Raw genomic sequence first — 18012 nt, 5'->3', positions numbered from 1 at the left:
CGGCCGTCGGCCGTCGGAGAGAACGAGAGAGAAGCGGACACGAAGGGTGGAGCAGATGGCAGCAGGCACGGAGGAAGAGGCGGCGCTCGGGTACGAGCAGGCGCGGGACGAGCTGATCGAGGTCGTTCGGCGGCTCGAAGCGGGCGGGACGTCCCTGGAGGAGTCCCTCGCGCTCTGGGAGCGCGGCGAGGAGCTGGCGAAGGTCTGCCGGCGGCGGCTGGAAGGGGCGCGGGCCCGGCTGGACGCCTCGCTGGCGGCGGACGGGGAGGAGTAGTCCCGATTCGGCCCCGTGGCGCCGGGGCCTGGCGTAGACTCCGAGTGAAGCGGATCACTATCCGGATGGATTGGTTGAACTTTCACCAATCATCGGCGTACTGTCGTGACATCGCTTGAACCCCGTACGAGCGACCCCCTCGTGCAGTCCGGAAGGTACGCAGCATGTCTCTCGCCCTTGACCCCGCCGCCCAGGACCTCCTTTTCCGTGAGGCCCGCACCGCCAACACGTTCACCGACGAGCCGGTGACCGACGAGCAGGTCCAGGCGATCTACGACCTGATGCAGTACGGTCCGACCGCCTTCAACCAGACCCCGCTCCGCATCACCCTGGTCCGCTCCCCCGAGGCCCGCGAGCGCCTGGTCAAGCACATGGCCGAGGGCAACCAGGCGAAGACCGCCGCCGCCCCGCTGGTCGCGATCCTCTCCGCGGACAACGAGTTCCACGAGGAGCTCCCGGTCCTGTTCCCGCACTTCCCGCAGGCCAAGGAGATCTTCTTCTCCGAGCGCCCGGTCCGCGAGCAGGCCGCCACGGTGAACGCCTCCCTCCAGGCCGGCTACTTCATCATGGGCATCCGCGCCGCCGGCCTCGCCGCCGGCCCGATGACCGGTATCGACTTCGCCGGCATCCAGAAGGAGTTCCTGGACGCCGACCACACCCCGCTGATGGTCATCAACATCGGCAAGCCCGGCGAGAACGCGTGGTTCCCGCGCTCCCCGCGCCTGTCCTACGACGAGGTCGTCGCGACCGTCTGAGCCCGACGGTCCACGGCTGACGCCCGATGACTGACGGCTGACGGCTGACGGCGCGCCCGTGACACCCGCGCATACGAGAAGGGCCCCGCACTCATGGAGTGCGGGGCCCTTCTCGTACGACCTCAGGCCTTCTGCGACCGGAGCGAGCCCGCCATCTCGGCCAGCCGCTCGAAGGAGGCCGTGCCGGTCACGACGGTCGTCGCGCCGCCCTCCGTCCGGACGAGCGCGTCGTACTTCGGTCCCTCCCAGCGGTGCCAGACCTGGCCGCCCACCGTCTGGGTCTTCCCTGTGTCCTTCGCCTCATGGGTGACCTCGGGCACGTACTTGCCCGGCGCCGCCGTCGACTGGTGGATCGCCACGTACTGCGTGTCCGGGGAGAGGAAACCGAGCTGCCAGGCGTCGGCCTTCTCGCGCTTGTACGAGACGACCGTCGCCTTCCAGTCCGCGCCGAGACCCTCGGGGGCCAGCACCGGATACGGTGCCGCCCGCTGGGCCGTCAGGAGCTCGACGCGGTAGTCCTTCGCCTTGACCGGCGCCGCGTCCTCGTCGTGCGGGATGAAGAGATACATCACTCCCGCAGCGACCATGATCACCCCGAGGGACTGGAACATCCCTCGTACCGTCTGCCTACCTCGCATACCTGCCACGCCCCACATGGTCGCATCATGGTGTCGCGCTCAAACGTGGGCCCCTCTGCTCATTTTGTCGACGTACCGATAGAGTCGGATCACCCTCGTTTTTCCGGCCGTCGCCGTTCCCGGCCGTCGCCGTACAGAAAGGTGCGCTTCGATGACCGAGAGCCATCACCTGCCGCCCGAGCTCGTCGTCTCCCCCGAGGCCCCCGACCGCAACCTCGCCCTTGAGCTGGTACGCGTCACCGAGGCCGCCGCCATGGCCGCCGGCCGCTGGGTCGGTCGCGGCGACAAGATCGGCGCGGACGGCGCGGCGGTCAACGCCATGCGGACCCTGATCTCCACCGTCTCGATGAACGGCGTCGTCGTCATCGGCGAGGGCGAGAAGGACGAAGCCCCGATGCTCTTCAACGGGGAGCGGGTCGGCGACGGCACCGGCGCCGAGGTCGACATCGCGGTCGACCCGATCGACGGCACCACGCTCAACGCCAAGGGCATGCCGAACGCGATCGCCGTCCTGGCCGCCGCCGACCGCGGCACCATGTTCGACCCGTCCGCGGTGTTCTACATGGACAAGCTGGTCACCGGCCCCGAGGCCGCCGACTTCGTCGACATCAACGCCCCCGTCTCGGTCAACATCCGCCGGGTCGCCAAGGCGAAGAACTCCTCGCCCGAGGACATCACGGTCATGATCCTGGACCGCCCCCGTCACGAGGGCATCGTCAAGGAGATCCGCGAGACCGGGGCCCGGATCAAGTTCATCTCGGACGGCGACGTCGCCGGTTCGATCATGGCCGTCCGCGAGGGCACCGGCGTCGACATGCTCATGGGCGTCGGCGGCACGCCCGAGGGCATCATCTCCGCCTGCGCCATCAAGTGCCTCGGCGGTGTGATCCAGGGCAAGCTGTGGCCGAAGGACGAGGCCGAGCGGCAGAAGGCGCTCGACGCGGGCCACGACCTGGACCGGGTGCTCTCCACGAACGACCTGGTCAGCGGCGACAACGTGTTCTTCGTCGCGACCGGCATCACCGACGGCGAGCTGCTGCGCGGGGTGCGCTACCGCGCCGAGACGGCGACCACGCAGTCGCTGGTCATGCGCTCGAAGTCCGGCACGATCCGCCAGATCGACTCCACGCACCGGCTCTCGAAGCTGCGCGCGTACAGCAAGATCGACTTCGACCGCGCCAAGTAGGCCGCGTGAACCGAGCGGTGTGAACCGGGCGGTGTGAACCGGGCGGTGTGAACCGAAGGGTTCGAAGCCGAACGGTACGACGCCGAGCGGTACGACGCCGAGCGGCGGCACGAGGCTGAACGGTACGAAGAGGGGCGCCCCCATGTGCGGTGGGGGCGCCCCTTCCCGTACGGGTCGCGACGGCGTCCGCTCCCCCGTCAGCCGGCCTGGGCGATCCGATCGGTCGCGGACGCCTTCTTCAGCTCCACCTCACGGCGCCGGCGGCGGGCCAGGACCACACGGCGCTCCGCGGCGGTGAGTCCGCCCCACACCCCGTACGGCTCGGGCTGCAGCAGCGCGTGCTCCCGGCACTCGACCATCACGGGACAGCGGGCGCAGACCCGCTTGGCCGCCTCCTCCCGGGCGAGCCGCGCGGCGGTCGGCTCCTTGGAGGGGGCGAAGAACAACCCGGCCTCGTCCCGGCGGCACACCGCCTCCGCGTGCCAGGGGCCGGCCTCGTCCTCCCGAGCAGGGGTGCGCTGAGGGGGAACGGCGGCGACCTGGAGGGGCTGATGCGGCAGTTGCAGCACGGTCTACTCCTGACGACGGCTTCGCGAGCGAGCGGCGATGGAGCAGCCCTACCCGCTGTGCGCGCGCCTATGCACTGCGTGCCGTCCCGTTCCGCACTGCGGATACCCGAGGGCGAATTCCGGTCAGCGCGCGGCCTCGGTGATCACCGAGGCACCGGGAGCGGCACCGGAGGCGGCACCGGAGGTCAGTGGCCGAGGTGTTTGCGCAGCTTGCCCTGGAGGTCGGTGATCCACTTCCCGCGCTTGGGTCTCGCCTCGACGTTGCCGAAGACCGAGTAGCCGTTGACGACGACGACCGGGGCCTGCGGATCGACGCCTTCCAGGGTCACGACCTCGAAGTTGCCGAAGACTCCGCTGCCGTTGCCGCGCAGCGTGATGTTCTCCGGGACCCGCACCTCGACGTTCCCGAAGATCGAGGTCGCGTTGATGGTGGTCAGCCGCTGCGCGAAGATCGCCTCGGTCAGGTCGATCTCGATGTTGCCGAAGAGCGCGAAGGCGTTCGTCCGGCGGCTCACCCTCCAGCGGCCCTTGCGGGTGGTGCTGGAGAAGATCGCGACGAGGCTGTCCGCGACGCCCTCGGGGTCGTCGTCCGGCACGGGCACGTACGCCGGCTCGGGCTCGCGGCGGGTCCGGGAACCCGGCAGGTCACTGACGATCGGCTCCAGCTCCCCGACCGTCTTGGCCCGGTAGACCGCGTCGATCCGGTCCGAGTGCTCCTCGGGATCGATCCGCCCCTCGGCCAGGGCGTCCCCCAGGATGTCCGCGATCCGGTCCCGGTCCGCGTCGGACGCCCGCAACGAGCCCTGCGGGTCGGCGAACACGGTCTCGGCCGGCGTCCGCGGCTGCTTTTCGGGTTCGGGCTGCTTTTCGAGGTCCACGGCGTCAGCCTAGCGAAACGCGATAGATCGCGACTAGGGGGAAGGGGTGGGCCTGTGGAAAACCAGACGAACGCGCATACGGAAATGGCCGGTTGACGCCGGGGCGGGAAACCGCCTCCCTTCGGACGCCCGGCACACCGGACCTTCCGCGAGGAACCCGGGAGCGGAAACCCGCCACATCGGCGCGGTCCCGGTCGCCAGTGAGCCTTACCTCACAGGATCGGCGCCGCGCCGTCGCTCTACGCTGGAGGGCGCGCGGCCAATGGAGGCGGCGTCGCTGTCTGCCGAGTAAGGAATGGCTGCCGTCATGCCAGAGTTTGCGTACTCCGATCTGCTCCCCCTGGGAGAGGACACCACGCCCTACCGCCTGGTGACCTCCGAAGGTGTCTCCACCTTCGAGGCCGACGGCCGTACGTTCCTCAAGGTCGAGCCCGAGGCGCTGCGCACGCTCGCCGCCGAGGCGATCCACGACATCCAGCACTTCCTGCGCCCGGCCCACCTGGCCCAGCTGCGCCGGATCATCGACGACCCCGAGGCGTCGAGCAACGACAAGTTCGTCGCGCTCGACCTCCTGAAGAACGCGAACATCGCCGCCGCCGGCGTCCTGCCCATGTGCCAGGACACCGGCACCGCGATCGTCATGGGCAAGCGCGGCCAGAACGTGCTGACCCCGGGCCGCGACGAGGAGGCCCTGTCCAAGGGCATCTACGACGCGTACACCAAGCTCAACCTGCGGTACTCGCAGATGGCCCCCGTCACCATGTGGGAGGAGAAGAACACCGGCTCGAACCTGCCCGCGCAGATCGAGCTGTACGCGACCGACGGCGGCGCGTACAAGTTCCTCTTCATGGCCAAGGGCGGCGGCTCCGCCAACAAGTCCTTCCTCTACCAGGAGACGAAGGCCGTCCTCAACGAGGCGAGCATGATGAAGTTCCTGGAGGAGAAGATCCGCTCGCTCGGCACGGCCGCCTGCCCGCCGTACCACCTGGCGATCGTCGTCGGCGGCACGAGCGCCGAGTTCGCGCTCAAGACCGCGAAGTACGCCTCCGCGCACTACCTGGACGAGCTGCCCACCGAGGGCTCGGCCGTGACCGGCCACGGCTTCCGCGACAAGGAGCTGGAGGAGAAGGTCTTCGAGCTGACGCAGAAGATCGGCATCGGCGCGCAGTTCGGCGGCAAGTACTTCTGCCACGACGTCCGCGTCGTCCGCCTCCCCCGCCACGGCGCCTCGCTGCCCGTCGCGATCGCCGTCTCCTGCTCGGCCGACCGCCAGGCCGTCGCGAAGATCACCGCCGAGGGCGTGTTCCTGGAGCAGCTGGAGACCGACCCGGCGCGCTTCCTGCCGGACACCACGGACGAGCACCTCTCCGAGGAGAGCGACGTCGTCACCATCGACCTGAACCAGCCGATGGACGACATCCTCGCCGAGCTGACCAAGTACCCGGTCAAGACCCGCCTCTCCCTCAACGGCCCGCTGGTCGTGGCGCGCGACATCGCGCACGCCAAGATCAAGGAGCGGCTCGACGCGGGCGAGGAGATGCCGCAGTACCTGAAGGACCACCCGGTCTACTACGCGGGTCCGGCGAAGACCCCCGAGGGGTACGCCTCCGGTTCCTTCGGCCCGACGACGGCCGGCCGCATGGACTCGTACGTGGAGCAGTTCCAGGCGGCGGGCGGCTCGAAGGTCATGCTGGCCAAGGGCAACCGCTCGCAGCAGGTCACGAACGCGTGCGGCAGCCACGGCGGCTTCTACCTCGGCTCGATCGGCGGCCCGGCGGCCCGTCTCGCACAGGACTGCATCAAGAAGGTCGAGGTCGTCGAGTACGAGGAGCTCGGCATGGAGGCGGTCTGGAAGATCGAGGTCGAGGACTTCCCGGCGTTCATCGTCGTGGACGACAAGGGCAACGACTTCTTCACTTCGCAGGAACCCGTTCAGCCGACCTTCACCACCATCCCGGTTCGGGGCCCTGGTCTCGCCTGAGACGCCCCTGATCCCTCCAGAGCCCCCGGCCAACGTCGGGGGCTCTCCCCCTTGCCACAGAGGGCGGAGGACGCCCGCGAGGCCCCGACGCGCCCCCGCCGATCACCGGGCGGTCGGCAGCAGTGCCACCGGTCTACCCGACTACACGAATATTCGCGTGACCGCGTAGACCCATAGCGTGCACGTCCGTACCGTCGTCCCCGAAGGTCCCAACAGGGGCCAGACACAAGGGGGTTTCAGCATGGCGCGCGAGGAACTGACCCGACTCACCGGCAACGGAAACGGCAACTGCGGGAAGGACGACTGCCCGAACGTCTACCGGACCGCATCCGGTTCGTTCGTGGTCCAGGGCGACGTATCCAACGCCTTCACGCCGCCGGACGGCGAAGGGCTCGTTGAGATCCCCGAGCACATCCTGAGGGAGGCCATTCGTGCTCTTGGCTGGTGAATCGTGGGCGGCTCGATTTGAGAGCTTCCGGCGGGAAGCATGGCGTCTCGAAACTCTTCCTCAATACCTTATGCCGCAAGAGGTCGAGGAAATCGAGGCGTGGCGCAATGGTGCCCGCGTAGACCCCCACACGGTGTCGAACGAATACACCGAAAGGCTTCGCCGGCAGGCAGCCGAGGGGCGCACGCAGGGCCGCGTACACATCGTCAAACGGCCACTCTCCGAGTATCTGCGATTCGAGTTCCACCAGTACTACGCGGCACATTCCCTGGCAGGGGAGAAAATCAGAATTCTTGACGTGACCGAGCGAACGAACCCACTGGAAGGAGTTCAAGACTTCTGGATGTTCGACCGAACCGAAGTGGTTCTCATGAACTACCACGCGGATGGGGGGCAGATCAGCCGCGAGGTATACGAGGGAGACGTTTCCCCCTTCATCGAGTACCAGCGGATCGCCGTAGAGGAATCGGTACCCTTCGAGGAGTACGTGAAGGGCCTTGACGTTTGAGCCTGAGAGGCTAGGTCAGTCCAGATCAGACCTAGCGGAAGCACTTCGCAGGGAGCGGAAGCGAGCCGGGAAGACGCAAACCTGGCTCGCCCGCCGCTGCAACATGTCACAAACCAAGATCAGCAACATCGAGGGCGGGAAGCTCACGCCCGCCGTGGTCGATATAGAGTTGATCCTAGAAGCACTTGAAGCTACGGGCCCTGAAGCCGAAAAGCTCCTAGCTTTGGCCCGTACGGCAAACACTGAGTGGCAAGACCACTGGTCATCTCGCCGCAGAGGCTTGGACAAGAAACAGAATGAGCTAGCGAGACTCGAAGCAGTTTCCACAGAATTCCGCTTCTTCCTGCTTTCGATGATTACCGGACTCCTGGCTACACCTGAATATGTGCGTGCAAGCATCGCCGATGTTCCCGGAGATCAGTCGAAGACCATCGCGAGAAAGCTAGAACGGCAACAGGTTCTCTACGACGCCACGAAGTCATTTACCTTCATTCTTACCGAGCAGGCAGCACGATGGCCGCTGCTTCCCCCCATGGCAATGGCTATGCAGCTTGACCGGCTTGTGTCCGTCTCTCGCCTGCCCAATGTTCGCCTAGGTGCAATTCCCCTAAGTGGGTATGTGCCGGAGAGACCATTGAGCATTTTCAGCGTTGACGCTCAAGGGTGAGGATGGCTGCGGCGATGGCGGTCATGCGGTTGGGGCTGCAGCGGGCCCGGCGGAAGATTCGCCAGGACTTCAGCCTTGCGATGCTTCGTTCGACCGGCGCCCGTGCCGCCGACAGGGCCCGGTTGATCGTCTGCTGGGTCGTGGTGAGGTCCCGGCCGGGAAGCCGTCTGATCGGTGTGGTCACCCAGGGGCCGGCGCCGATGTAGGCGCGGTCGGCGAGGACGGGGACGCCCTGGCGTTCGCAGATCCGGATGATGCGGTGGGTACGGGCCGCGGTCAGGTCGTGCGTGCGGCCGGGCAGCGCGGGCGAGATCCACAGCAGCTTGCCCGCGGCATCCGCCACGACCTGCACGTTCACGCCGTGACGGCGGTGCTTCTGCGAGAAGTCCGCCCGGCTGTCGCCGACCCGGTCACACTCAGCGAGCGTCCCGTCGAGCAGGACGTAGTCCGGATCGGCCTCGCGCAGGACCCGCAGGAGACCGGGCGCCCGGCCGGACAGATGCTCGACGACGGCCGTGACGTAGGCGTGGGCGGTGCCGACGGATATGCCGAAGCCGGCGGCGATCTGCGCGAGCGTGTCGTGCCGGCGAAGGTAGACCAGGCCCACAAGAGCACGCTGGTGGGGCGGCAGCTTGCAGCGGCGGTCACCCTCACGGGTGACGATGAGCATGGATACCCACTCGACCAGAGCATGAGGCAGGTCGAGTGCGGCAGGATAGGGAACCAACGAGGCTCCTGCGCTGATGAGTTGAGACGTCGAACACCTCTCTCAACGGCACAGGAGCCTCGTGCGTTGCGGGACGCTGGCCCGTCACCCGATCAGTGGCCACTCTGAAAGAGCTCATTGAACACATTCACGGTCTACGACAGGCGACTCGCCACTGTCGAGACCGGGACGGGCGCATTGATCCTTCGAGATCACCGCGATGTGACTGCTTACCGGGAAGACTTCGATCGATACGAGGAACACGCGCTCTTCGGTGACGAGTGTCGAACGCTCCTCGCCGAGTGGTCAGCCGCATTTACCCGACCACACCAATAATCCTCGCCCTTCAGCCCAACCCTTCGGCACCCTGACACGACCGTCACGGAGCCGAGGGGCGATCGATGCTTGAACGTAAGCCGCACGCTGAATCAGGGACCGGGCTGGTAACCCAGAGCGGGTTGGAACCGGTCGGCGTCGAGGGGTGCATGACGTGCGCCGCTCTCACCCAATCCCGCGAGACGGCCCGTGAAGCGGGCGTTCCTCAGGCCGTGGCGGGCGCGAATCGGGAGATCAGCAATCACCCGCACTGCGTCGCGGGAAAGGGCCGCAGACTCCCGGCCACGGCCGTGTGGGGGGTGGTCGTGTGAGCACCCAACAGCGTTACCCGGAACCGCCCATCGATCTGCCCATAGACGGATGGCTGTACGAAGCTAAACCCGCCCCAGGCTGCTCCCAATGCGCCCACGCCATGGGCGAGTTGAACCGCGCAAAGGAGGCCGGCGACGCCACCAAGCGGTTTGAAGCCTCCCGCAAGGTTCGCGCTCACCCGCACCGGGCGGACCAGTGACGAGGGCCCCCGATCGCCCGAAGAAACGGGCGGGCCGTACCGGCTTCACCGACTTCGGACGACCGGGGTTAGTCGAATGGCTGAACGACATCTCTACGGTCTGCGGAACCTGCTTCGGCCACCGCTCCGTTTGGTGCGCCGAATGCCTCGGCTTCAAGGGATGCGAAGAGTGCAAGCACACGGGAAAGGTGTCATGTCCGCAGTGCGTGACCGGAAAGGTAAAGGCCGTCGGATGGTAAACACTCCTGGCAAAAGCTTGTCGGCGGTCGCTGCCTGGTCGGCGCGGCCGCCGTGTCGGCTCACTGCGACTGCCGCCAGCGCGGCAACGCCCTCAGCCCAACGTCGCCCGCGTGCACAGCCTCGACCTTGCGACATGACCAGACCACCCCTAGGACGGTCCTGAGCTGCCCAGACATCATCTTCTGGAACAGGCTTTAGGCTTCGCCTCAAACGGAAGAGCGAGGGGAAGGCAGGACAGTGGGCGGCAATAGTTGGTGGCAGACGGGACCGTACGACAGCGACCTAGAGGTCGCGTTCCGCCGAGCCCAAGAGGCGGAACTGGCCAAGGACGATCACGGCTTCCCGGGCCGCACCGTCGCGGAGCTTTGGGAGAGCGAGGACTGGGCCGAGTACATCTTCACCGGTGGCACCGCCACCATCCTGGACCAGATCCACACGGTCGATGCGACGGAACCCGAACACGGCCCCTACATGCGCCCGGTGACGGAGGAAGAGCTTCGCACCTGGTGTCCTCACGGCAAGCCCACTTTCGCAGAGTGGGAGGCGGCCCTTCACGCCGACCACGAACTCTTCCCCCGTCGCGGCCTCGGCCGCTGCACGGTCCTCTACGAGAACGGCGAGCCGTCGGAGATCGGCTACTGGGGGGTGACAGCGGACTAGGGACCGTTTGGCCTGATCGACAAGAAACGACCTGGGCGGCCACGGCTCTCACAAGTCCTGAGACTCCCGCCCCCTGCCTGAATTCCCCTCGCGCCGATGGGGAGTTCGTCGGTGAGGCAGGGGACGGGCACTACGGCACGGAACCTCCCCGATCGGCCCCGGCTGTCTGCTTCCCCCGTGGCAGATAGCCGGGGCCTTCTCATGCCCCATGGAGGGAAATGCGAAAAGGCCCCCGCTCCCCTTTCGGGGGCGGGGGCATAAGCTCAGCCGGCCTTAGCTGACAGCGGCTCGGATTACCTGTACAGCGGCCGGAGAATCCACGGCGAGGCCGCCCACGCGATAGGTAGCGCGGAAAGCCGTGGCGTCCTCGTCGAAGGCGTAGTCCTCGGAGACCGCCACGCGCACATCAGATCGCAGGCCGATGTGAATTGGGGACGTTCACTTTGCAGCGACATGGGGCCGACGCTGCTTTTCCGCGTTCGCCATATACCGGAGCTTGCGCGTTGCCATGCGCGCCACCGACTTGCAGCGAGCGTCGCAGTACCGCCGGGGGCGCCCCGGCCCGTACTCTGTGCTGAATTCCTTGTAACAAGCCCAGCATCGAAGCGTGACAGCTTCGTTCATGTTTTCCATTCCCTTCGCTCATTGAAGAGAGCCAGTGTTGCCCCGAAGCGAGAGAGATGAGCCCCCATGGCCTTTGGAGTGGGACCATGGGGGCTATCGCCCTCAGCAACACCGCCCGTGCCGCTCTCTTCGATCCCGACCCGAAGGGAACCGAAGTTTTCGTTTCTACATCCCCTATAGACGCGTTATTCGCGAGATTCCCCCACCAAAACGATAGTGACGACGGTCACTATCGGGGTCGAGCCTCGGCAGAGTTTCGGTCCCACGACTTTGGGCTAACCCCCGCGCGCTCACGTAGAGGGAAGACGGCGGGTGCGGAGAAGGGCGCCCGGATAGTTTGAACTTCCCCCTCCCCTCGGTCGGGGCATGCCTGGGCTGAGAGAAAGCCCTGAGCGGCGCCGTGAACACCGAACGGGAGATCGGGGCCCCTCGAAGCCTAAAGGGCTGATAGCGGCCTTCCTGGGCCGCTCTGTTGCCTTGGCTGGTTGAAACTCCGTGGTCGGCTGTCGCCGGCCTCGGATAGCAGGTAGAGAGAAGAAGGCCACCGAAGCGCGGCCTAAGGTCCCGCTTCTATAAAGGCACCCTCACTCGGGTGCCTTCCATGAGCCTGTCTCTCCTCGGCTTTCAGCATCGGCCAAGGATGGCTAAGAACGCTCCGGCCGTAAGAGCCGGAGCGAGCAAGGTTCTACTACTGACCTCAATAGCCCTGGCTCGACCGCCAGGGCGTGATGTTGCTACGTCTCTGCCTGGCCTCCCGTTGTTCGGCCAGGGGATGACTAAAAGAGATAGAGAGGGAGCGAAGGTATCCGCAGGTCAGAGAAGGATCGGTAATCCCGCCAGGGGTACGCGGTGACCCGGACAGGGTTACGCGGCAGTACGTAGGGCGTGCACTCGGCAGGATGCGGAGCCTGCCCCGTTCTTCTGGAAGTGCTGCTGTGGCAGAACCAGGCAGCGCGCCCCAGAGTCGGCCGCGACCAACCCCAGGGCCTTGGCGGCCGTCACGCCCTTCTGTACGGCCTGTCTGGTCAGTGGGGCACCTCGGCGCCCAGGATGGACGCTAGGGCGCCCTCGGCGAACTCAGCGTGCCCCAGGCGGTTTCCCCATCCGAGGGCAGCGAAGTAGACCCGGAACGCCAAGGGGCGCATCCGGGGGTCTCGGGCTTTCGCCCGGCAGTCGAGCTGAGAGACCGCCCCCCATGGGGCGCCGGGGCCAAAGCCAATCAATCAATGTCCTTAAGGTCGTCACTTTCGTTTCCTGTCTACAGCCGAGCCCCTGGCGGTTTCAAGAAGAGCGTTTAAACGCTTCCCTGTATCCGAAATATGGCTGGATGAAATTCGAAGGCTGACATGAAAATGCCCCCACTGTGCACTCACGCAGTGGGGACATTACTTGACTCGGCTCAAGTTCTACTTTCGCGTATAGCTAATTCGCGCCGGGAAGGTGTATTCGGAAATGGGCTCAGTCCACACGTACCCCTCAGGAACGTGAAGTCCGGTTTCCTCGGCGATCTCCGCCAACTCAGGCATTTTGCAAGTAACTCGACGGCTTCCATCCTCAGCGATTCCGACGGTAATCGTCATCCCATGTCGCTGCACGAACACGCGCTTCTGCTCATCATCCTTAGCCGCCCACTCCTCGGCATAGGACCGCCCAGTTTCCTTCCAGGCCGGGGCAGACTCGGCGGCCTTGATTTCCTCCCTCAAGCGCTCCACCTTGGCCGACTGGAATTCGTGCTGACTCCAGTACCGTTCGATCTGAACATCAGTCTTGAATCGCCCGGCCAGGTAATCCGCTTCCAGCCTGTCTAGCGTGGCCTCGGATTCGGCAAGCTCGGTCTTGGCCTGGCTGATCGAATTCCCCACCCGTTCCATGACGGGCAATGGACCGAGAGTCACGTTCACGAACTGATTAACGGCCATGTCCAGAAGGTCCCGCCGAATACGGCTGGGATAGGGACACGTACCCATGTTCACGTTGTTACAGCTGTAGTAATGATGCACTTGCCCGTTGGTCTTGATCTTCTTGTTCGACGACATGCGGCCACCGCAGTTATTACAGATGGCTACACCTCCCAGCATGGACCGCGACGGCGTAGCCCGTCGCACAGGGCGGTCGCTCTTCAGAGCGGCCACGAATTCCGACCACTCCGCAAAATCCATCAGGGGGCGGTCGGTGATCCGGACGTGCTCGCCGTTCTCGTCGACGACGTTCTCACCCTTGTGCGTGTAGATGCCGGCGACCGTGGGGTTCATGATGATGGCTCGAATGGCATTGGCGGTCCAAGAAACTCCCCTCGGTTCTTCTCCCTTCACGATCCGAAGGTGATCCCGCCACGTCGGAACTCCGCGCTTATTGAGATCAATCGCGATCTTGTAGGCCGTCCAGTCGCCCTTCAGACGCTCGATGATTTCCCGGAAGAGCTCCGCATAGGTGTCGTCCTGAACGAGCTTCTTACCGCCGTTTTCCTGCCGCTCGAAGTGGTAGCCGTACGGCTCCACTCCGCCGATCCACACCCCCTTCGCCTTGCGCGCGGCCGACCCGGAGAGCGCGCGGGCGCGGATGGTGTCCAACTCGCCTTCGGCGAAGGCCGCGATGATCTGGGCGAACATCTTCCCCATAGGGGTGGACATGTCGATGCCCTCGGTCACAGACACGATGGTCTTGCCGTGCTTCTGGCACCACTCGAAGACCTCGGCGAAGTGCCCGGCTTTCCTGCTGAGGCGGTCCAGCTTCCACACCGCCAATACGTCCCACTCGTCTGCACGCTCGTTGAACCAGGGGCCGAGACCGGGGCGCTTGAAGGGGTGCATCGCTCCGGACACGTCCAGGTCTTCCGCCCAGCCCACGATCCGCCCGCCGACGGCGGGGCCAACCGTCCAGTGCTCCACGGCGTGACGCTGCTTCTCGGGGCTGGTCGTGTCGTCCTTCAGGATCGACAGTCGGACGGCACCCAGGACCCTCGGGTTAGAGATCATGCGCCGGATCGTACGAGGGTCCCTGTTAGATGAACAAGTCGAACGACTTCTTCCAGAACCCGGCGCCCGAGCCGACCTTCACGCACATCCCGGTGCGGGGTCCCGGCCTCGGCTGATCCGTCCGGCTCTTCCGGCAGCGCCCCCGGTCCGTACCTTCGCGGTACGGACCGGGGGCGTTGTCGATCTCCGATCAGAAACTCGCTACCGACCGGTAGACCTCCCGTTACCTACCGGTCAGTATTGGCCGCGAGCATGTCAACCAAGAGCCGGTAGACCACTCGGGAGCCCCCCATGCCCTCCGCACCCCCCACCTCCTCCACCTCCTCCACCTCTTCCTCCACGCCCGCCCGCCGTCGTGCCGTCGCCGGCACCACGGCCGCGCTGGCACTGACGGCCTTCCTCGTCGTCGGCCCCGCGCCCGCCGCCCTCGCCGCCGACCCGGACACCCACAGCACCTCGGCCGCCGCCCTCGCGGACGTGGACTACACGACCTGGCTCAAGGACGTCGCCGCCGTCGTCGCCGAGGCCCGGCCGTACGTCGAGGAGCGCGCGAAGGACGCCGGCCGCGAGAAGCAGGCGATCGTGCTCGACATCGACAACTCCTCCCTGGAGACCGACTTCCACCCGTTCTGGGAGCTGCCGACCCCGGCGATCGCGGACGTACGGGAGCTGGTCCGGGACGCCCACGACAAGGGAGTGGCGGTCTTCTTCGTCACCGCCCGGCCGGGGATCATCCACTCCCTGACGGACTGGAACCTGAAGCGGGCCGGATACCCGGTCGACGGCCTGTACGTGCGGTCGCTGCCCGACCTGTTCGTCGAGGTCAGCACGTACAAGACGGAGAAGCGCGCGGAGATCGAGGCCAAGGGCTACACGATCATCGCGAACATCGGCAACAACACCACCGACATCGTCGGCGGCCACGCCGAGCGCGCCTTCAAGCTGCCGGACTACGACGGCAAGCTGTCCTGACGCCGATCCGCCCGATCCACCCGATCCGTGCGATCCCTGCGATCCGTGCGATCCCTGCGGTCCCTGCGATCCGCGCGATCCGCACTATCGGCGCGATCAGCGCGTGAGGTGGAACTCCATCCGTGAGAAGTCCCCGTCCGGGGTCGAGCGGATGTAGCCGCGCACGTCCTTGAAGTCGCCGGTCCCGCCGGTGACGGCGATGTCGAACGCGGCGGGCTGCTCGTCCGTCGGGTCGACCGAGAGGAGCGTCTGACCGGCGATCTGCCCGCCCGGGCCGCCGGTCAGGGCGAAGGTGCCCACGCACTGCAGGTCGCCCGGGTTTCCGGCGCGCACCACGGTGCAGGTCACCCCGTCCCGGCCGACCTTGTCGCCGCCCTTGGAGCGGAACAGGTCGTCGGCGAAGGCGAAGGATTCCCCGACCTCGGGTGCGGGGGCGCTCTCGTCGCCCTGCTCGCCGGGGATCTCCTTGGCGTAGAGGGTGAACTCGAGGTCGACGGCCCTGGTGGTGTCGGCGGCGACCGGGGCGGCCGCGCCGAAGGCGACGACCGCGACCGTGCAGGCGCCGAGCGCACCGATCCTCCTGAAGCTTCGGGACATGTCCTGCCTCCTTGTGGGTGGTGGATCTCCCCCTCGGCTCGCTTCATTGTCCGACGGCCACCCCGGATTCGCCCGTTCGGCGGAACCCCGGCCGGTACTACGCTCACGCACATGGAACACCCGATACGGATCATGGTCCCGGCCGCCGCACTCCTGGTGGGCGGCCTGCTGACCGGCTGCGGGGGCCCCGAGCCGCTGCCCGAGGTCACCGGGGGCGCACGGCCCACGGCCACCCCGCCGACCACGGCCGCGGCCGGCGCCGAGGCCACGGCGGCCGCCTCGGGCGCGAGGCTCGGCGGGCCGGGGACGGCCTGTGCGCTGCCCGTCTCCTTCGCGCTGGCGGAGGAGTGGGAGCCGGAGGCGATCAAGGATCCCGAGGACCCCGAGTTCGCGGCGCTGACGCGGCAGGGGCCGGCCACGGTCCGCTGCGAGGTGGACGCCAAGCCGGCCGGGCACGTCGGCTACCTGCGGGTCTGGACGACGGCCGGGAAGGGTTCCGCACGGGCCGCGCTCGAAGGTTTCGTCACGGCGGAGAAGGAGACCTCGGCCGTCTCCTACCGGGAGACGAAGGCCGGTGCGCTGTCCGCCACCGAGGTGTCGTACACGGTCCACAACAAGCTGATGGAGGAGTCCAAGGAGGAGCGGGCCTTCGCCGTCGCCACCCCGAAGGGGACGGTGATCGTCCACCTCGGCGGGCTCGACACGGAGGAGCACCGGGCGATGCTCCCGGCGTACGAGCTGGCCAGGACGACACTGAAGGTGGGCTGAGCCTCCCGGCCGGAGCCGTGACCGCTACCGGAGCCGTGACGCTGCCGGAGCCGTGACCGCTGCCAAAGCCGTGACCGCTGCCAAAGCCGTGGCCCCCGCCCCGCACCGGACGGGGGCCACGGCGTTCCTGGTGGGGGTACGGCTACACGAACTTCTGGTTCGCGGAGCCGTTGCAGCTCTGGAGCCTGACCGGCTCCCTCGCCGCGCCCTGGGTGAGGCAGAGGCCGGTCGCGGCGGCGGGCCGGATCGTGGCGCCGTCGCGGACGAACTTCTGGTTGGCGCCGCCGTGGCAGTTCCAGAGGACGAGCGCCTTGCCCGCCTGGTAGACGGAGGCGGGCACGTCCAGGCAGCGGTCCTGGGTGAGCTGGGTGTGGACGGTCCGGCGGGTGGAGTCGTACCACCAGCCCTGGTTACGGCCGCCGTGGCAGTCCCAGCCGAGGACGCCGGTGCCGTTGGACGAGGTGGCCGCCTCGACGTCCAGGCAGTTGCCGGTCGCCTCGTTCCTCAGCGGCCCGTACGCGTCGTCCCAGGCGAGCGGGAAGAGGGTCGGCGTGCCCGAGGAGTCGACGTCGGAGCAGCCGGCCTCGCGGAGCCCGGAGCCGTAGATCTGCGTGAGGCAGGAGGCGAAGGCGGCGTGGCCGCGCGCGTTGGGGTGGAAGGACTGCCGGACCGAGTTCTCGTCCGGGGTGCCGGGCTTGGAGAGGTCGATGTAGAGCCCGCGGGCCCAGGTGTCCTCCATGCAGACCTCGTGGCCGTGGAAGAGCCGCGAGTTGTCGAGGTAGACGGCCCCGGTCGAGGCGGCGGCCTTGCGCATGCCGCGCTCGAAGGCGGGGACGGCGGTGTTACGGCCCCAGACGGTGTCGGAGTCGTAGCCGAGTCCGCCGCACGACAGCTTCCCGGGGAAGTCGGGGTTGTCGTGGAAGTCGGGGCCGATGGGGCTGGGGTAGCCCATGACGACGAGCTTGTAGTCGGTGTCGGCGTACCCGGCGTCGCGCATGACGGTCTTCAGGTCGCGGACGGTCTGCTCGACCTTGGGGACGAGTCCGTCGACGCGGGCCTGCCAGCCGGGGGCGTACTTGGGCTCGCAGGTGCCCTGGAGCAGCAGGTAGCGCTGGACGCAGTCGGTCATGACCGGACCGAACTGCAGGTCGTCGTTGGCCCCGGCGACGAGCAGGACCATCTTGATGCGGGTGTTGCGGGCCTTCACGGCGAGGTTGTCGCTCTGGACGAGTTCGTCGGCGTACTGCTTCGAGCCGCCGATCCGGATGTTGCCGGTGTACGCGCCGGAGCAGGCCACGTTGAAGGTGAGGTCCGCGGGGATGCCGGTGCGGTGGATGGCGGCGTCCGGCGAGCGGTGGCACCAGTTGGTCGGGCCGTTGGTGGGGGACTCGTAGCTGCCGACGCCCTCGCCGGAGATCTCGCTGTCGCCGAGGGAGATCAGGCCGGTCTTGCGCTGGGCGAGCGGGCGCTCGGCCGGATCACCGTAGATCCTGGTGGCCTCGGCTGCCCGGATCGCCTCCAGCTCGGGCGGGAGCGGTACGGAAGCGGTGACCGTCGTCGTGAGGGTGTCGGCGGCTGCTCCGGCGGGGGCCGCCGCGGTCATCGTGCCGAGCGCGGCGGCGGCCGCGGCGACGGCCGCGATGGGCCAGCGGAGTCTGTACCTGGTGCGCGTCATTGCGCCTCCTGGAAGTGGGGTTACCCACGGTTTTTACTGGTCGG

General features: G+C 67.1%; 17 protein-coding genes and 1 pseudogene. 11 read left to right on the top strand and 7 right to left on the bottom strand.

The features are described 5' to 3' along the window. Nucleotides 1-55: 55 nt before the first annotated feature. Both OG580_RS23435 and OG580_RS23430 read left to right on the top strand, forming a co-directional pair. Nucleotides 56-274, top strand: coding sequence for an exodeoxyribonuclease VII small subunit (locus OG580_RS23435; protein WP_267045636.1), 219 nt, complete (start codon nt 56-58; stop codon nt 272-274). 164 nt (nt 275-438) lie between these two features. After that, entirely contained in the window at nt 439-1029 is a 591-nt protein-coding gene (locus tag OG580_RS23430; RefSeq protein ID WP_267045635.1) for a malonic semialdehyde reductase, read from the top strand. 122 nt (nt 1030-1151) lie between these two features. Here OG580_RS23430 and OG580_RS23425 read toward each other — a convergent pair whose 3' ends face one another. Next, complete coding sequence (locus OG580_RS23425) at nt 1152-1685, bottom strand: DUF4245 domain-containing protein (protein WP_267045634.1); 534 nt, start codon at nt 1683-1685, stop codon at nt 1152-1154. Between the two features lie 133 nt (nt 1686-1818). On the opposite strand from OG580_RS23425, the gene glpX reads away from it, so the two are divergent. Further along, nucleotides 1819-2853 (top strand): class II fructose-bisphosphatase, encoded by a 1035-nt coding sequence (gene glpX / locus OG580_RS23420; protein WP_024760872.1) that lies wholly within the window; start codon nt 1819-1821, stop codon nt 2851-2853. 197 nt (nt 2854-3050) lie between these two features. Here glpX and OG580_RS23415 read toward each other — a convergent pair whose 3' ends face one another. Together OG580_RS23415 and OG580_RS23410 are read right to left on the bottom strand one after the other, a co-directional pair. Beyond that, nucleotides 3051-3422 (bottom strand): WhiB family transcriptional regulator, encoded by a 372-nt coding sequence (locus tag OG580_RS23415; protein ID WP_267045633.1) that lies wholly within the window; start codon nt 3420-3422, stop codon nt 3051-3053. 185 nt (nt 3423-3607) lie between these two features. Then, nucleotides 3608-4300 (bottom strand): DUF1707 domain-containing protein, encoded by a 693-nt coding sequence (locus OG580_RS23410; RefSeq protein WP_267045632.1) that lies wholly within the window; start codon nt 4298-4300, stop codon nt 3608-3610. A 307-nt stretch (nt 4301-4607) separates the two neighbouring features. Between OG580_RS23410 and OG580_RS23405 the strand changes: the two genes are divergently transcribed. The 4 genes and pseudogenes from OG580_RS23405 to OG580_RS23390 form a co-directional block, all read left to right on the top strand. After that, nucleotides 4608-6281 (top strand): fumarate hydratase, encoded by a 1674-nt coding sequence (locus OG580_RS23405; protein WP_267045631.1) that lies wholly within the window; start codon nt 4608-4610, stop codon nt 6279-6281. A gap of 241 nt (nt 6282-6522) precedes the next feature. Continuing rightward, entirely contained in the window at nt 6523-6729 is a 207-nt protein-coding gene (locus tag OG580_RS23400) for a hypothetical protein (protein ID WP_267045630.1), read from the top strand. After that, complete coding sequence (locus OG580_RS23395) at nt 6713-7237, top strand: DUF6879 family protein (RefSeq protein ID WP_267045629.1); 525 nt, start codon at nt 6713-6715, stop codon at nt 7235-7237. Before OG580_RS23400 ends, OG580_RS23395 begins: the two co-directional genes overlap by 17 nt. Then, nucleotides 7227-7889, top strand: a pseudogene (locus tag OG580_RS23390) (Scr1 family TA system antitoxin-like transcriptional regulator); the annotation flags it as partial. The gene OG580_RS23395 and the pseudogene OG580_RS23390, both read left to right, overlap by 11 nt. Here the strand turns inward: OG580_RS23390 and OG580_RS23385 are convergent. Then, the gene (locus OG580_RS23385; RefSeq protein WP_267041591.1) at nt 7882-8631 is read right to left on the bottom strand and encodes a transposase; all 750 of its coding nucleotides are present in this window, start codon (nt 8629-8631) and stop codon (nt 7882-7884) included. The pseudogene OG580_RS23390 and the gene OG580_RS23385 overlap by 8 nt on opposite strands. Before the next feature lie 117 nt (nt 8632-8748). On the opposite strand from OG580_RS23385, the gene OG580_RS23380 reads away from it, so the two are divergent. Both OG580_RS23380 and OG580_RS23375 read left to right on the top strand, forming a co-directional pair. Further along, nucleotides 8749-8946: a Scr1 family TA system antitoxin-like transcriptional regulator gene (locus tag OG580_RS23380; RefSeq protein WP_323182594.1), complete on the top strand. Its 198-nt coding sequence runs from the start codon at nt 8749-8751 to the stop codon at nt 8944-8946. A gap of 988 nt (nt 8947-9934) precedes the next feature. Then, entirely contained in the window at nt 9935-10357 is a 423-nt protein-coding gene (locus OG580_RS23375) for a hypothetical protein (protein ID WP_267045628.1), read from the top strand. A gap of 2030 nt (nt 10358-12387) precedes the next feature. On the opposite strand, the gene OG580_RS23370 is transcribed toward OG580_RS23375, so the two are convergent. Then, nucleotides 12388-13956 carry a recombinase family protein gene (locus OG580_RS23370; protein WP_267045627.1) on the bottom strand — a complete coding sequence of 523 codons (1569 nt, stop codon included), beginning with the start codon at nt 13954-13956 and terminating at the stop codon, nt 12388-12390. A gap of 291 nt (nt 13957-14247) precedes the next feature. Here OG580_RS23370 and OG580_RS23365 point away from each other — a divergent pair, with 291 nt between their 5' ends. Continuing rightward, nucleotides 14248-14928 (top strand): HAD family acid phosphatase, encoded by a 681-nt coding sequence (locus tag OG580_RS23365; RefSeq protein WP_267045626.1) that lies wholly within the window; start codon nt 14248-14250, stop codon nt 14926-14928. A 96-nt stretch (nt 14929-15024) separates the two neighbouring features. Here OG580_RS23365 and OG580_RS23360 read toward each other — a convergent pair whose 3' ends face one another. Continuing rightward, complete coding sequence (locus tag OG580_RS23360; protein ID WP_267045625.1) at nt 15025-15525, bottom strand: hypothetical protein; 501 nt, start codon at nt 15523-15525, stop codon at nt 15025-15027. A gap of 111 nt (nt 15526-15636) precedes the next feature. On the opposite strand from OG580_RS23360, the gene OG580_RS23355 reads away from it, so the two are divergent. Then, nucleotides 15637-16293 carry a lipoprotein gene (locus OG580_RS23355; RefSeq protein ID WP_267045623.1) on the top strand — a complete coding sequence of 219 codons (657 nt, stop codon included), beginning with the start codon at nt 15637-15639 and terminating at the stop codon, nt 16291-16293. 142 nt (nt 16294-16435) lie between these two features. On the opposite strand, the gene OG580_RS23350 is transcribed toward OG580_RS23355, so the two are convergent. Next, nucleotides 16436-17968, bottom strand: a complete 1533-nt coding sequence (locus OG580_RS23350; RefSeq protein WP_267045622.1) for a ricin-type beta-trefoil lectin domain protein — start codon at nt 17966-17968, stop codon at nt 16436-16438. Nucleotides 17969-18012: the final 44 nt, after the last annotated feature.

Source organism: Streptomyces sp. NBC_00094 (assembly GCF_026343125.1).
GTDB lineage: Bacteria > Actinomycetota > Actinomycetes > Streptomycetales > Streptomycetaceae > Streptomyces.
This window is presented reverse-complemented; position numbering and strand designations above follow the sequence as displayed.